Raw genomic sequence first — 13,975 nt, 5'->3', positions numbered from 1 at the left:
GGCGGGAGGGGCGTCATACGGCCAGGGCACCGAGCCAGGCGGTGAGGGCGCAGAAGTCGGCGTCGGTGAGGCCCCGGGACGGGTCGACGCGGTGGAGCAGGGCGGGCCCGGGATGCCCGGCCTCGACCCAGAGGCGGTCCGTCGGGCCGATCTCGTCGTCCACCCAGAGGAACGGCCCACGGGCGGCCCACTCCACGAGCGGCCGCGTCTTCCAGTGGAGCCCGCTCGGCCCGGCGGCGGCCCAGTCGTCCGGCCACGGTACGACGGGCAGCCGAGGCAGTCCGAGGCGCGGAGCGATGACGTCGTTGGCGTCCTCGCTCCACGTGGTGGCCCAGACGAGGTCGCAGCCCAGGGCACTGAGGCGCGGCCCGAGCGCGGGGTCCAGCCGCCCGAGCAGTGGATTGCCCCCGTCAGGGAGCGCCGGGATGCCGACAGCAGGGACGGACAGCCCTCCGGGCGGCGGCCCGAACGGGATGAGCGGGCCGTCGACGTCGAGGAAGAGGAGGGGACGGAGTGCCGCACCGGTCACGACGGCACGATAGCCCCGCTCACGACGGCACGATAGCCCCGCCTCTGCCCCCGGACCCGCCTCCCCGGCACCCGTACCTCCCCCCGGCCCTGCGGTCCCTCCCCGGCATCCGCCTGCTCCCGGCCCTCCGCCCTCGCCCAGCCCGTGCCCCCGACCGGCCGGAATCCGGCGGCCGACCACGCACGGTCACGGCCATCTCACCCTCGACATCGGTAAACCCGCAGGTCAGAGCGCCCGCGCCGAACGCGTTTCCTCCCAGGGGTGGCGGTGCGGCAAGATGGGGTGTATCTGCCCACTGCCTGTTTCAAGCTGCCGGACGGTTTCTCTTGGCTGAGTTCATTTACACCATGCGCAAGGCGCGTAAGGCGCACGGCGACAAGGTGATCCTCGACGACGTCACCCTGAGCTTCCTGCCGGGAGCGAAGATCGGAGTCGTCGGCCCGAACGGTGCCGGTAAGTCGACCGTTCTGAAGATCATGGCCGGGCTGGAGCAGCCGTCGAACGGTGACGCCTTCCTCACGCCCGGTTACACGGTCGGCATCCTCCTGCAGGAGCCGCCGCTGAACGAGGAGAAGACCGTCCTGGAGAACGTCCAGGAGGGTGTCGCCGAGGTCAAGGGCAAGCTCGACCGGTTCAACGAGATCGCCGAGCAGATGGCGACCGAGTACACCGACGAGCTCATGGACGAGATGGGCAAGCTGCAGGAGCAGCTCGACCACGCCAACGCCTGGGATCTCGACGCCCAGCTGGAGCAGGCCATGGACGCCCTGGGCTGCCCGCCCGGCGACTGGCCCGTGGCCAACCTCTCCGGTGGTGAGAAGCGCCGCGTCGCGCTCTGCAAGCTGCTGCTGGAGGCGCCCGACCTGCTGCTCCTCGACGAGCCCACCAACCACCTGGACGCCGAGTCCGTGAACTGGCTGGAGCAGCACCTCGCCAAGTACGAGGGCACCGTCGTCGCCGTCACCCACGACCGGTACTTCCTGGACAACGTGGCCGGCTGGATCTGCGAGGTCGACCGCGGCCGCCTGCACGGCTACGAGGGCAACTACTCGAAGTACCTGGAGACCAAGGCGGCCCGCCTCAAGGTCGAGGGCGCGAAGGACGCCAAGCGGCAGAAGCGCCTGAAGGACGAGCTGGAGTGGGTGCGGTCGAACGCCAAGGGGCGGCAGGCCAAGTCCAAGGCGCGTCTGGCGCGCTACGAGGAGATGGCCGCCGAGGCCGAGAAGATGCGGAAGCTGGACTTCGAGGAGATCCAGATCCCGCCGGGCCCGCGCCTGGGCAACGTCGTCGTCGAGGTGAACAACCTCAGCAAGGGCTTCGGCGACAAGCTGCTCATCGACGACCTCAGCTTCACGCTGCCCCGCAACGGCATCGTCGGTGTCATCGGCCCGAACGGCGCCGGCAAGACGACGCTGTTCAAGATGATCCAGGGTCTGGAGGAGCCCGACTCCGGGACCATCAAGGTCGGCGACACGGTCAAGATCTCCTACGTCGACCAGAACCGCGCCAACATCGACCCCAAGAAGACGCTGTGGGCCGTCGTCTCCGACGAGCTGGACTACATCAACGTCGGCCAGGTCGAGATGCCGTCGCGCGCCTACGTGTCGGCGTTCGGCTTCAAGGGCCCCGACCAGCAGAAGCCGGCCGGTGTCCTGTCCGGCGGTGAGCGCAACCGCCTGAACCTGGCGCTCACCCTCAAGCAGGGCGGCAACCTGCTGCTCCTCGACGAGCCGACCAACGACCTGGACGTCGAGACCCTCAGCAGCCTGGAGAACGCCCTGCTGGAGTTCCCCGGCTGCGCCGTGGTCATCTCCCACGACCGGTGGTTCCTGGACCGCGTCGCCACGCACATCCTCGCCTACGAGGGCGAGTCGAAGTGGTTCTGGTTCGAGGGCAACTTCGAGTCCTACGAGAAGAACAAGATCGAGCGGCTCGGCCCGGACGCCTCGCGTCCGCACCGCGCCACCTACAAGAAGCTGACCCGGGGCTGATCGGTCTTGCGGCACATCTACCGCTGCCCGCTGCGCTGGGCGGACATGGACGCGTACGGCCACGTCAACAACGTGGTGTTCCTCCGCTATCTGGAGGAGGCCCGTATCGACTTCCTGTTCCGCCCGGAGAAGGACTTCCAGCAGGGGTCCGTGGTGGCGCGCCACGAGATCGACTACAAGCGCCAGCTCGTCCACCGGCACACGCCGGTCGACATCGAGCTGTGGGTCACCGAGATAAGAGCGGCGTCCTTCACCCTCACCTACGAGGTGAAGGACGACGACCTCGTCTACGTCCGCGCGTCGACGGTCATCGTGCCGTTCGACTTCGCGGCGCAGCGCCCGCGCCGACTCACCGAGGAGGAGCGGGAGTTCCTGCGGGAGTACACGGACGACGCCGAGGAGGAGGCCGTCGCCGCATGACGGTCCTCCACCTCGCCGACGAGAGGGAGGCCGCGGACCTCGCGGCCTTCCTCTCCCGGCTGCTCCACTACGACCGTGCGGCGGCGGTGCGGCTCCAGGCGGCCGGCACCGCCCTCGCCGTCTTCGGACGGCCGCCGTCCTTCGAGGTGCTGGCGATCCGCGCGGTGCGGCTGGCCAAGCCGTACGAGAACGGGCTCGACGTCACGCTCGACGTGACCGTGTCCGCCGGTGAGCTGCTGGAGTCGCTGGACGAGACGGCCGCCACGGCGAACGTCCCGGCCGCCGTGACCGGCCCGCCCTGGGCCGGGGTGCTGCCGCCGCGCACGGGCTGGCGGGCCGCCGAACCGGGGCTGCCGGAACCGGACGCCCTGCGCGCGCTCGTCTCCGCCGGGGTCGCGGAATTCCGTACGCGGACGGGGGAGTTGGCGTCCGAGGCGCGCACCCGCGCCCAACTGGACACCATCGGACGGGAGATCTGGTCCCGCACGGTCGGCGACACCGGCCTGCCGGTCCGTGCCGTGCACGCCGCGCAGTCGCTGGGCTTCCTCCGCGGCGCCGAACCCGCCGCCCTCCTCGCCTCGGGGTCCTGGCTGCGTCTGCGGACCCCGTACGGCTCGATCGCCGTGCGGAGCGCGGGCCTCGGCGCGGGACTGGGACTCAGCGTGCGCTGAGCCGGTCCCGTCCACCAGGAGGTTTCGGGTTGCGCCGAGTCGGCCCGTCCGCCGGGAGGTCTCGGAGTGCGCCCAGTCGGCCCGTCCGCCGGGAGCCCGGACCGGTGCCGGCCTCCGTCCCGCGTCCCCGGCCGCGCCGGCGTCGACGGGGCCCGGCTTCGACCGACGAGCCCCGCCTCGAGTCGAGGAGCTTCGCCCGTCAACGGGGCGCGGCTTCGATCGACGAGCCCCGCCTCGATCGACGAGCCCAGCCTTGACAGACGAGCACGCCTCGATCGAGGAGCCTCGCCCCCTGGCGGATGTATCCCGCCCCGGCCGGTGACCACCACTACAGCCCCGGCCGATGAGTCCGGACCCGGCCGACGGTCGTAGTCGGTGACAGCCGGTTCGGACCGAAGCAGGGAGCAGCACATGGTGATCGTCGCGGGGCACATCGTCGTGGACCCCCAGCAGCGTGAGAGCTATGTGGCGGGTTGTGTGCCCGTCGTCGAACAGGCCCGCCGCGCGCCGGGCTGCCTCGACTTCGCCGTCACCGCGGACCCGGTGGACGCCGGGCGCGTCAACGTCTTCGAGCGGTGGGAGACGCAGGCTGCCGTCGAGGCGTTCCGGGGCGCCGGTCCCGGCGGCGAGCAGGGCGGGGCGATCCTCGCCGCCGCGGTGGCCGGTACGACGTCGCTCGGGTACGCCCGCTCAGCTGAGCGGTGGGCTCAGTCCCGTTCGCTGTCGTCCGGGCGGACGGCGATGTGGTCGGGTTCCAGTTCCAGGGCCACGCGGTCCCGCATGCCCAGGGCCTGTGTGTACTCGGCGGGGAGCTGGAGGCGGCCCGCGCGGTCGAGCATGGCGTACTCGCGGGCCACCAGGGTCTCGTGACCGGTGGCCTCGTCGACCTCGCTGCGGCGCAGCACCTCGGTGGAGGTGCGGCCGTCCCTGATGGCGACCGTCCGGCGAACCTCGCTCGCGACCGCCTGGTCGTGCGTGACGATGACGATGGTCGTGCCGAGACGTTCGTTCGCGGTGCGGAAGGCGGCGAAGATCTGTTCCGCGGTGTGGGAGTCGAGTTCGCCGGTGGGCTCGTCGGCGAGCAGGACCGACGGTTCGTTGGCCAGGGCCACCGCGATGGCGACGCGTTGCTGCTGTCCGCCGGACATCTCGTGCGGGCGGCGGTCGCGGCAGTCGGCGACCTCCAGCAACTCCAGGAGTTCCAGGGCGCGTTCGGCGCTCGCCCGACGTGCCGCCCGGCCCCGCCCGCCGCGCAGGCGCATGGGCAGCGCGACGTTCTGGGCGGCCGTCAGGTACGGCAGGAGGTTGCGTGAGGTCTGCTGCCAGACGAAGCCGACGACCTCGCGGCGGTAGGCGAGTCGGTCCCTCGCGGTCATCGTGAGCAGGTCCCGGCCGGCCACCCGGGCCGCGCCGGCGGTCGGGGTGTCCAGTCCGGCGAGGATGTTCATCAGCGTGGACTTGCCGCTGCCCGAGGCGCCCACCAGGGCCATCAACTCGCCCTCCCGGACGAGCAGGTCGAGGCCCTGGAGGGCCTGGACCTCCACACCGTCGGCGGTGAAGACCCGGACCAGCCGGTCGCAGGTGATCAGCGCGTCGTGCCCGAAGGCGGGGCGGTCGCGGTCGGCGGAGACGCGGCGGGCGAGGTCGGCGAGGGTGGGCTGGGTCGTCATCGGCGGTCTCCTGGAGGGGAGCCGGCCGGTCGCGGCCGGGGTGCGGTCCGTGGCGGGCGGGGTGCGGGACGGGGGTGGAGCGCAGGGCGGAGCGCAGGGCGGGCCCGCTGTGCGGGTGCGGTGCGCGGGGCGGACCGCGGCTCGGGTTGTGGCTGGGGCGGGCCGCCGGTGCGGTGCTGTCCGTCAGGGGTCATCCCGCGTCTCCTGCCCGGAGTTCCCGTACCGAGCTCCGGCGGCCCGTCCACCAAGCCTGGGCGACGGCGACCCCGACGGTCAGGGCGACCACCACCAGCGCCGGGACCAGCAGGGACACCGGGTCGGTGCGCAGGACGGCGCGGCCGGGGGAGGAGACGGTGTCGGGGACGGCCATCGTCGAGAGGTCGATGCCGGGGGAGAGCAGGACGACGGTGGCCCACGCCGTGAGGGTGCCGCCGACCGCCGCGAGCAGGGCCTGCGGGAGGGATTCCAGCACGAGCAGGCGGCGGCCCTGGGCGCGGGTGAGGCCCATGGTGCGCAGCCGGGCCAGGAGCGCGGCGCGTTCGGGGGCCGCACGCACCAGGGTGAGCAGCAGGGCGAGGACGGCGTACCCGGCTCCCGCGGTCACGGCGGCCGTGTAGACGCGCTCGGCGCCGGACTGGAGCGGGGAGTCGACGTGGCCGGCGCGTTCCTCGGCGCGGACCCGGACCGGTGTGCCGTCGCCCACGGTGCGGCGCAGCGCGTCCGGGTCGAAGGCGTCGCCGGTGACGAGCAGCGTGGTGGGCCGGGCGGCGCGGGCGCTGAGCCCGGCCCGGTCCACGACCAGGAACTGGTCCCCGACGACCGCCGGTGTCCGCTCCCGGACCTCGACGATCCGCAGGGTGACGATGCTCCGGTCCTCCATGCGCACCGGGAAGGGCCGGGTGCCGAACCGCTTGGCGACCTTGGGGGAGGCGACGGCGGGCAGCGGATCGGCCGCCGTCGCCGCGGAGGCGTCCGCCGACGGCGGGGACCCGGCGCCGGCGCGACCGTCGGCGCCCCCGGAGTCACCGCCGTTCGCGTTCCCGGCACCACCCCCTGAGGCGTCGCCGCCCCCGTCACCGTCCCCGGGGTCGCCGCTGCTCCCGGTCCCGGCCTCCGGGGAGGTGTTCGCTCCCGACGGCCCGCCGCCGCGCGTCTCCAGCACCCGGGCGTCGAACGCGCCGATGTCCGTCCGCCGGGTGTGCGCGCTGTAGGGGCCGGGGTCGACGGCGACCACCGGCACCACGTCCCACCCGTCCTGCGGACGGGCGTAGTGGGAGACGCCGGCGACGGTGACGTCCTCGACGCCCTCCGTGCGGCGCACCCGGTCGGCCAGGTCCGCCGGGAGGGTGTGCAGGGACTCCGCGCGGGCGTCGGCGCCGACGGTCAGCAGCGCCGTGCGGTCCCGGGCGTCCGCGACGCCGCTGAGGACGGACCCGCCGAACGCGGCGGTGGTCAGCGCCGTCAGCAGGGCGAGCAGCGGCAGGACGGCCGAGCCGGAGCCGCGGCCCGCGCGGGCCAGGGACAGCGGGCCGACCACGCCGCGCAGCCGCCGGGCCGGCCGGGCCAGGGCGCGCAGGGGCAGCGGGTAGAGGCGCACCAGGAGCAGCGCGGCGATCACGCCGACCAGCACCGGGGCGAGCGAGACGAGGTGGTCGCCGGCGGCACCGGACCCGTCCGTGGTGCCGCGCGTGCGCAGCGCCACCACGGCGCCCACGGCGAGGACGAGCAGGGTCAGCTCGGCGACGGTGCGCCGCCGGGACGGCCGGGCCGAGGTGAGGTCCTCCCGCCCGGTGTGGACGCGCACGGCGCGGTGGGCGGCGACGGCCCGAACGGGCAGGGCCAGGCAGCCGAGCAGTGCGACGGCACCGGCGGCGGCGACCGCGTACGGCAGCCGGGCATCGGGGACGGCGAGGCAGGCCGCGGCCAGGCCCAGGGCCGCCGCGGGCAGTGCCACCACCGCGGTCTCGGCCAGGAGCCGGCCGCCCAGGCCGGTCAGCGAGCCGCCGCGGGCCCGCAGCAGGGCCAGCTCGGCCCGCCGCCGGTCGGCGGCCAGCCCGCCCGCCATCATGAGGACCACGGTGGCGACGGTGCCGGTGCCGAACGCGGCGACCGCGACGAGCGGGCCGATGGCCGCGCGCAGCCGTTCGTGGCGGAGGAGCACCTCGTCCAGGTCCGTGCCCGCGGACACGACGGGTGAGGTCTTCTCGCGCACCCGCTGGAGCACCGGCCCGGACTCCGTGGACGCCACCGCGGCCTTCAGCCGGGGCACGTCGTGGGCGTGGAGGGCGTCGACGGACGGGACGAGGTTCCAGTAGCGGTACGGGTCCGTGGCGGTGCCCAGCAGGGCGGGGGCGGCGTCCGGCGGCAGCAGCAGCGCGGCCTTCCAGTACTCCCGCAGATCCGGGTCGCCGTTCAGAATTGTCAAGGCCGGGGTGCGGGCCAGGGGTTCGACGGACCAGTAGGCGCCCCGGGGGTCGCGGGGCGCGACGATGCCGGTGACCCGCACGTCGAGCGGGGCGCGCTGCTCCCCGGCGAAGCGCAGGACGGAGCCGACCTCGATGTTCAGGCGCCGGGCGGTCTCGGCGCTGACGGCGGCCTCCACCCGGGGAGCCCGGGCGGTGACGTACCCCGCGGCACGCGGCCACCGCCCGGCCTCCAGCCGGGCGTGCTCGGCGAGTCCGCTCTGGGCGATCAGGTCGAGCCGCGGGGGCAGCCCGTCGGGGCGGGGCAGCCACGGCTCCCGCATCTCCTGCGGCTCGGTGCTGCGCACCCCGGACGCCGACTGGCCCGGGTCGAGGGGCAGGGTGCGGTCGGCCGCGTCGAGGATGCGGGCCCGGTACTCCTCCAGCGCGGCCCCGCGCAGGCTCGCCTCCGCCTCCTGCCCGGACGCCTGCGGGTCCGGCGGGGCGGCGAACTGCAGGACGGTGCGTGCGGCGCCCGCCGACGTCACGGCCCGGCGCAGGCCGTCGTCGCCGTAGCGGTCGACCGCCCGGGGCAGCGCGGCGGCCAGGAACGCGGTCACCGCCACCAGCAGCGCCAGCGCCAGTGCGGTGCCGGGCGCGGCCCGCAGGCGGGTGCGCACCCAGGGCGCGGCCGTCCTCGGCCGCGGGGACCGGACGGTCACCTCACTCACCTCCCCGTTCCCGTAGCGACGTCACCGGGTCGGCGCGGCGCAGGGCCAGTAGGGCCGTCACCGCCAGCGGGACGGCCGCGACCGCCGCCAGCAGGACGAGCACCCGTCCGGCGGGCAGTTCCACCAGCACCTGCGGCACCGGCCGGGCCGCCTCCGAGGTCAGCATGACGAGCGGGATCACGGCGCGGGCGAGGACCGCGCCGAGCAGGACGCCCACCGCGAGCGCCAGACCCACCAGCACCCCGTGCTCGGCGATCACCACCCGGGCCAGCCGCCGCCGGGACGTGCCGAGGGCGCGCAGTACCGCGAACTCCGCCGTCCGCTCGCGCAGCGCGCCCGCCGCGCTCACCGCGAAACCCACCGCGGTCAGTGCCGCCGCTGCCAGGGCCGCCGCGCCGAAGGCCGCCTCGGGTCCGGCGCCGAACGGGTCGTCGCGCAACCGCTCGGCGATCTCGTCGCGCACCACCACCCGGGACGGTTCGACGTCGGGCCGGTCCCGCAGCGCGGCGGCCACCCGGTCGGTGGCGCCGGACGCGGTCCGCAGCCACCACTCGGTGGGCGGCACGCCCTCGCCGTGGCGGGCCTGCAGGACCCGGTTGACCGCCCGCAGGTCCAGCAGCAGCGCCCCGCCGTCGTCCGCGCCGCCGGTCGGCGTGGACGGCAGGTCCCGCACCGACCGGACGAGCCGCACCGGGAGGGTGGAGCCGCCGACGGTGACGTCCACCCGCTGCCCGGGCCGGGCGCCGGTGGAGTCGAGGTAGCGGTCGGTGGCGACGGCGGCGACCTCGGGCACGGCGGGCTGCGGGACCTGCATCCGCACGGTGAGCGGCGCGGGCGCCCCGGAGAGGTCCCGGGGGGCGTGGCCGGTGCCGTAGGCGAGGGTCAGCGGGCCGGTGGCGGTGACGCGCGGCCGGGTGGGGCCGGTGTCGGTCCCGGCGGACGGCGCCGGGGTGCCCGCCCGTGCGGTCGCGGTCCAGGTGGTGGGCAGCTCCGCCGGGTGGTCCCGGCCGCCGGTGTCGGTCGTCACCAGCCGGGAGACGGTGAACCGGTGCTCCTCGGACTTCCCGACGGGCCGGCTGAGGTCGAGCTGCAGCCCGGTGAGCGTCATCCCCCCGGGCGGGGCGACGGCCGCCGCGGCGAGGTCCAGCACCAGCGTGTGGGGGCGGCCGTCGGCGGTGAGAGGACCCAGCGGGAGCTTGTAGGGGGTGCCGTGGGAGTCCACGAGCGTGGCCAGCACGCCGACCGTCGGGGTGCCCGCCCCGCCGTCCGCGGCGTCCTCGTCCCCGTTCGCGGTGCCGACGCCCCGGATGCGGGCGGTCAGGGACAGCCGCGCGGTGTCCGCCGGTACGGTCACGCCCGCCGTCGGGCCCTTCGGTGCCAGGCCGTCCAGCAGGCGCGCGACGGGGCGGTCGGCGAGGTCCGGGCGCAGCAGCAGGGTGCCGGCGGCGGACGCGGTGTCCAGGGCCAGCACGGTCGCCGTCCGGTTGCCGGACAGCGGGACCGACCCGCGGTGGGCGGGCGCGGCGGTCTCGACGCCGGGCACGGCCGCGTACGCCTGGGTGTGGCCCGGCTCGCCCTCCCCGGCGCCCAGCACCCGCACCTCGGCGCCCGCGCGGAAGTCCGCCTGGTCGCTCTGCGAGCGTTCCCACGACGATCCCTGGCCGATCGCCAGCATGCCCAGCGCCACCGCCAGCACCAGCAGCAGGACCGGGCCCGCCCCGCGCATCGGGCGGCGGCTGAGCTGCCAGCCCGCCAACGCCCCCGGCAGCCCCCGTCCGCGGGCCGCCCGGCGCTCGGCGAGCCGCGCCACCGGCGGCAGCAGCCGCAGCGTCAGCACCGTGCCCGCCAGCAGGGCCAGGGCGGGCGCGGTGACCAGCAGGGGGTCGATGCGCAGGTCCCGGCCGACGGCCCCGGACGGCTGCCGGCTCAGCTGCCAGAACGCGACGGCGGCCACCGCCAGCAGCCCCAGGTCCGCGCCCGCCCGTACCGGGCCGGGCAGCGGCCGGGCCCGGCCGGCCGCGAACGACGAGGTGAGCGCCGGCACCGTCACGGCCAGCGCGCAGCCCAGGGCCACGCCCGCCGCGACCAGCCACACCGCGCCCCGGCCCGCCACCGTGCCGACCGAGGTGTCCAGGTGCAGACCGATCCGGGCCAGCGCGCCGCGCCCGGCCAGCAGCCCGGTGAGCGGCCCCGCCAGCAGGGGCGCCACGGCCGCGGCGGGCAGCGCCAGCAGCAGCGCCTCCAACCCGGCCAGGCGGGCCAGTTGGGCGCGGGACCCGCCGCGGGCGCGCAGCAGCCGGTTCTCGCCCGCGCGTTCGGCGCTGAGCAGCCGGGCCACCAGGAACAGGGTGCAGCAGGCGAGGAGGGCGAGCTGGAGCCCGACGACGAGCAGCGTGGTGCGGGACACCAGCAGGGACCGCTCGATCCGGTCCAGGACGGTGGGCAGTCCGCCGGTGACCTCGGCGGAGCCGCCCAGGGCCCGGTCCTCGCGCAGCGCGGCGGTGCCGTCCCGCACGGCGGTGCGCAGGGCGTCGATCCGGTCGGTGCCGACCGCCGAGAAGTCCGCCGACGCCAGCCACGCCGTCCCGCCGTCGCTGACCCGCTCCCCGGTGAGGACGGCGGGGTCGGTGAGCAGCGGCCCGTACGTCGTGAAGTCGACCTGGACGGTGCCGCGGCCCCGCAGGTCGTCGAGCTGCCAGTAGGCCGCGGTGGCGTCCACCGGCCGGTACACGCCGGTGATGCGCACGTCGACCGCCGGCCCGCCGAGGCGGTCGGTCAGGCGCAGCCGCGCGCCGGGCTCCAGACCGAGCCGGGCGGCGGCGGTCTCGGGCAGCGCGGCCTCGACCGTGTCGCCGACCGGCGCGGCGGGCATCCGACCGCCGGTGATGCGGACCCGGTCGCGGTCCAGGGCCGCGAAGTGCGTGAGGTCGGGCTGCGCGGTGTCCGGGGAGCCGCCGTCGGCCGGTGCGTCCGCCTCCCCGACCGTGGCCCCGCGCCCGTCGGTCCGGCCGGCGGTGTCGGGCAGCGCGTACGCGCCGGAGCGGGTGAGGGTGCCGAGGGTGACCGGCAGGCCGTCGAAGGCCGCGCGGGCCCGGTCGCGCACGGCGGCCTCGGCGGCGTCCCGCTCTCCCGCGGGCACCTCGGCCCGCACGACGAGCGCGGTGTCGGCGGCGTTGCGCGGGTCGCGCAGGGCGTGCCGCAGGGCGGCGTCGCCGATCGCCCCGGAGTAGGCGGTGAGGGTCGCCAGCACCGCGGTGGTCAGCAGGACGGTCAGCAGGGCCGCGGCGAGCAGCGGGCGACGGGCGCGTGCCCGGGCGAGAACGAACCGCGTGAGCCCCCCGGCACTTCCCACCCGTACCCCCCCGTGCCGCCCCAGGCCGTCCCGTGTCCGCTTGATCCCGGGGGCGATGGTGTCAGAGGTGACGGCTCCGAAGTAAGCGCTGTCGGACCGGCCTTGACCGGATCGTGATCGGAATCCGGTGTCCGGGGACCGGAATGCGCACGTCCGTGGCGGGAAACGTGCGGTCGGGGCGGCTCCACCCTCGCGAGTGGTCGGGCGCCGGTGTTCGGCGGTGAGCGGCCGGGGTCGGCGGGGACCGGTCGAGGGCGGAGGTGACCGGCCGGGGTCGACGGGGTCCGGTCGAGGGCGGAGGTGACCGGTCAGGGTCGGCTGTGACCAGTCAGGGGCGGCGGTGACCGGCCGGCCCCGGTCCTCGGCCGTCATCGGCATAGGCTCGCCGGGCGCCGGGCGCCGGGCGCCGGTCGCCGGTCGCCCGTTCCTGGTCGCCGGTCGTCGGTTGCGGTCGTGGGTCGCCCGCCCGGCGGCTCACCTCTCGCGTCGGCCCTTCCGGCCCTTCCGGCCGGCTTTTCCCGCTTTTCCGGTCCTTCCGGCCTTGCCGATCGGGGTGGCCGTGCCGGTCAGTCCGGCGAGTTGATCATGGAGGCCGCTGCGTAGGTCAGGTAGTCCCAGAGGGTGCGCTCGTGCTCCTCGGAGAGGCCGAGCTCGTCGACGGCGTCCCGCATGTGCTTCAGCCACGCGTCGTGCGCCGCCCGGTCGACCTTGAACGGGACGTGCCGCATCCGCAGCCGCGGGTGACCGCGGTTCTCGCTGTAGGTCCGGGGCCCGCCCCAGTACTGCATGAGGAACAGCCGCAGCCGGTCCTCGGCCGGGCCCAGGTCCTCCTCCGGGTACATGGGCCGCAGCAACGGGTCCTCGGCCACCCCCTGGTAGAAACGGTGGACCAGCCGGCGGAAGGTCTCCTCCCCGCCGACCTGCTCGTAGAACGTCTGCTCCTGAAGCGTGCCGCGCCGAATCTCTGTCACGCCGTCCATGCTCTCAGACGGCGCGGCATAGGGCTTCGGCCCTAGGACCAGCCCGGCCCGGCCTCTCCCCTCCCGTCACGGCCGGGGCGGGACGCGTCGCCGTCCGCCCTCCCGGGCCCGCTGCTCGTACCGTGGAGGGATGGGCGGGCACGCGGGGCGGCAGGACGCCGGCGGCCGGGCCGACGGGGACGATCCCGCCGCCGCGGCGCGGGCGGCGCTGGTGCGGGAGATCGACGCGAGCGGGGCCTTCGACGCCGACCCGGTGTGGCGGGAGGCGTTCTCGGCGGTGCCGCGCCACCTGTTCCTGCCGTACTACTACGTCGGCCTCGTCGGCGGTCACGAACGGCGCTGGGGCGAGAGCCCGGACCCCCGGGAGCGCGAGCGGTGGCTGCAGGGTGCCTACGAGGACATGCCGTTGGCGATCCGGTTGCGCGACGGGGAACTGCTCTCCTCCAGCAGCCAGCCCTCCCTGATGGCCCTGATGCTCACCGCGCTCGCCGTGCGGGAGGGGCAGCGGGTGCTGGAGATCGGCACCGGCAGCGGCTACAACGCCGCCCTCCTCGCCCACCGGCTCGGCGGCCAGGACGTGGACAGCCACGGCCTGGTCACGACGATCGACCTCGACCCGGAGATCACCGAGTCGGCCCGCCGCCACCTCGACGCCGCCGGCTACCGTCCGGCCGTCGTCACCGGCGACGGGGCGCGCGGAGTGCCCGCACGCGCTCCCTTCGACCGGATCATCGCCACCTGCGCGCTGCCCGGGGTGCCGCTCCCGTGGCTCGGCCAGTGCCGGCCGGGGGCCCGGATCCTCGCGCCGTACGCCACCGGGCTGATCCGCCTCACGGTGCGCGACGCGGGCCACGCCGAGGGCCGGTTCCTGCCCACGCCCGCCTACTTCGTGCCGCTGCGCGGAGTGAGCCGCGCCCGGCCGGTGCTGCCCGACACGAGCGGACTGCCACGGCGGGCCACCCGGCACGAACTGTTCCGGTTCCTGCTGGCGCTGACCGCCGGAGCCGTCGACCCCCGGGAGGCGTACGCGCTGTGGGAGCGCGAGGGCGGCCCGGGGCGGGAGCGCTACGGCCTCACCGTCGGCGGGGACGGCACCCGGGCGTGGCTGGACGACCCGGCGGGGCCGTACGTCTGGGCGCTGCCCCCCTGCTGAGAGCACCGACGCGGAGGCCGGTACGGGCCGACCCGTACCGCCCTCCGCGCCAGCGGACACGCTCCGGGTCAGTGGA

The 13,975-nt window shown here is 75.7% G+C and carries 9 protein-coding genes and 1 pseudogene; 5 read left to right on the top strand and 5 right to left on the bottom strand.

Annotation, left to right across the window (positions count from 1 at the left end; genetic code table 11):
* Positions 1-13 precede the first annotated feature (13 nt).
* The gene (locus AB0F01_RS04625; RefSeq protein WP_362089852.1) at positions 14-529 is read right to left on the bottom strand and encodes a hypothetical protein; all 516 of its coding nucleotides are present in this window, start codon (positions 527-529) and stop codon (positions 14-16) included.
* Between the two features lie 326 nt (positions 530-855).
* Between AB0F01_RS04625 and ettA the strand changes: the two genes are divergently transcribed.
* The 4 genes and pseudogenes from ettA to AB0F01_RS04605 all read left to right on the top strand — a co-directional run.
* Positions 856-2,520 carry an energy-dependent translational throttle protein EttA gene (gene ettA / locus AB0F01_RS04620; protein WP_362089850.1) on the top strand — a complete coding sequence of 555 codons (1,665 nt, stop codon included), beginning with the start codon at positions 856-858 and terminating at the stop codon, positions 2,518-2,520.
* Between the two features lie 6 nt (positions 2,521-2,526).
* Entirely contained in the window at positions 2,527-2,940 is a 414-nt protein-coding gene (locus tag AB0F01_RS04615) for a thioesterase family protein (RefSeq protein ID WP_164350470.1), read from the top strand.
* Positions 2,937-3,611, top strand: coding sequence for a hypothetical protein (locus AB0F01_RS04610; protein WP_362089848.1), 675 nt, complete (start codon positions 2,937-2,939; stop codon positions 3,609-3,611). Before AB0F01_RS04615 ends, AB0F01_RS04610 begins: the two co-directional genes overlap by 4 nt.
* Positions 3,612-4,022: 411 nt before the next feature.
* A pseudogene (locus AB0F01_RS04605) lies at positions 4,023-4,163 on the top strand (antibiotic biosynthesis monooxygenase); the annotation flags it as partial.
* 155 nt (positions 4,164-4,318) lie between these two features.
* Here the strand turns inward: AB0F01_RS04605 and AB0F01_RS04600 are convergent.
* The 4 genes from AB0F01_RS04600 to AB0F01_RS04585 form a co-directional block, all read right to left on the bottom strand.
* On the bottom strand, positions 4,319-5,281 hold the full coding sequence (locus AB0F01_RS04600) for an ABC transporter ATP-binding protein (protein ID WP_362089847.1): 963 nt from the start codon (positions 5,279-5,281) through the stop codon (positions 4,319-4,321).
* 190 nt (positions 5,282-5,471) lie between these two features.
* The gene (locus AB0F01_RS04595; protein ID WP_362089845.1) at positions 5,472-8,405 is read right to left on the bottom strand and encodes an ABC transporter permease; all 2,934 of its coding nucleotides are present in this window, start codon (positions 8,403-8,405) and stop codon (positions 5,472-5,474) included.
* 1 nt (position 8,406) lies between these two features.
* Positions 8,407-11,766, bottom strand: coding sequence for an ABC transporter permease (locus tag AB0F01_RS04590; protein WP_362089844.1), 3,360 nt, complete (start codon positions 11,764-11,766; stop codon positions 8,407-8,409).
* 566 nt (positions 11,767-12,332) lie between these two features.
* Positions 12,333-12,746 (bottom strand): globin, encoded by a 414-nt coding sequence (locus AB0F01_RS04585; protein WP_362089842.1) that lies wholly within the window; start codon positions 12,744-12,746, stop codon positions 12,333-12,335.
* 130 nt (positions 12,747-12,876) lie between these two features.
* Between AB0F01_RS04585 and AB0F01_RS04580 the strand changes: the two genes are divergently transcribed.
* Positions 12,877-13,899: a methyltransferase domain-containing protein gene (locus AB0F01_RS04580; protein ID WP_362089840.1), complete on the top strand. Its 1,023-nt coding sequence runs from the start codon at positions 12,877-12,879 to the stop codon at positions 13,897-13,899.
* Positions 13,900-13,975: the final 76 nt, after the last annotated feature.

The sequence above is a fragment of the Streptomyces sp. NPDC029526 genome, from assembly GCF_040637405.1.
Lineage (GTDB): Bacteria > Actinomycetota > Actinomycetes > Streptomycetales > Streptomycetaceae > Streptomyces.
Note: the sequence above shows the minus strand (reverse complement) of the source record. Positions and strands in the feature narration are given on the sequence as shown.

What these genes read in the sequence shown, in the direction of transcription:
- AB0F01_RS04610 (WP_362089848.1), top strand. Translation starts at nt 2,937, where the DNA reads ATGACGGTCCTCCACCTCGCCGACGAGAGGGAGGCCGCGGACCTCGCG.
- AB0F01_RS04600 (WP_362089847.1), bottom strand. Translation starts at nt 5,281, where the DNA reads ATGACGACCCAGCCCACCCTCGCCGACCTCGCCCGCCGCGTCTCCGCC.
- AB0F01_RS04585 (WP_362089842.1), bottom strand. Translation starts at nt 12,746, where the DNA reads ATGGACGGCGTGACAGAGATTCGGCGCGGCACGCTTCAGGAGCAGACG.
- AB0F01_RS04580 (WP_362089840.1), top strand. Translation starts at nt 12,877, where the DNA reads ATGGGCGGGCACGCGGGGCGGCAGGACGCCGGCGGCCGGGCCGACGGG.